This window comes from Streptomyces sp. NRRL S-495 (assembly GCF_000966955.1).
GTDB lineage: Bacteria > Actinomycetota > Actinomycetes > Streptomycetales > Streptomycetaceae > Kitasatospora > Kitasatospora purpeofusca.
In genome coordinates this window covers 1-268 of sequence record NZ_JZWY01000265.1, presented here as the reverse complement: position 1 = coordinate 268, position 268 = coordinate 1, and the positions used below count along the sequence as shown (strand labels likewise).

Sequence of the window (268 nt, the reverse complement as noted above, 5' to 3'; positions counted from 1 at the left end):
TTCTTCACCGGCACGAACCCGCCGCCGGGCTCGTTGACGTGGAAGCGCGAGTCGCGCGAGTCGTTGCGGTGGTCCCCCATCACCCACAGGTGGTCCTTGGGCACCGTCACCGTGCCCACCGGCGCGTCACCGCACGGCGTCGCGCCCGGGTACAGGTACGGCTCGTCCAGCGCCGCGCCGTTGACCTTGACCGGGCCGCCCTCCCGACACTCGACGGTGTCGCCGCCGACCGCGATCACCCGCTTGATGAGGTCCTTCTCGTTGTCGG

At 70.9% G+C, this 268-nt stretch carries 1 protein-coding gene; it reads right to left on the bottom strand.

The features are described from left to right. Window positions 1-268: signal peptidase I (gene lepB / locus VR45_RS15325; RefSeq protein WP_045940308.1), on the bottom strand; the 268-nt coding region annotated here is incomplete at both ends.